This is a genomic window from Herbaspirillum lusitanum P6-12 (genome assembly GCF_000256565.1).
Taxonomy (GTDB): domain Bacteria; phylum Pseudomonadota; class Gammaproteobacteria; order Burkholderiales; family Burkholderiaceae_D; genus Herbaspirillum; species Herbaspirillum lusitanum.
In genome coordinates this window covers 1-225 of sequence record NZ_AJHH01000679.1, presented here as the reverse complement: position 1 = coordinate 225, position 225 = coordinate 1, and the positions used below count along the sequence as shown (strand labels likewise).

Here is a 225-nt window from a genome sequence, read left to right as displayed (position 1 = left end):
GTCTCCAAGGACAGCAAGACGCTGACCTTCCGGCACCGTCACCGGCGTCGACACGCCGGACGACTATACCGTCATCATCCGCTTCAGCGAACCGTCGCTGGCCGTTCTGAGCTCGCTCAACAGCAACGGCGCGCAGGTGCTGCCCAAGCATTTGTACGAAGGCACCGACATCCTCAACAATCCGTACAACAACAAGCCGGTCGGCACCGGCCCGTACCGGCCCGT

At 62.7% G+C, this 225-nt stretch carries 1 pseudogene; it reads left to right on the top strand.

Annotated elements, in window-relative coordinates:
- Positions 1 to 31 precede the first annotated feature (31 nt).
- Positions 32 to 225, top strand: a pseudogene (locus HLUSI_RS34455) (ABC transporter substrate-binding protein); the annotation flags it as partial.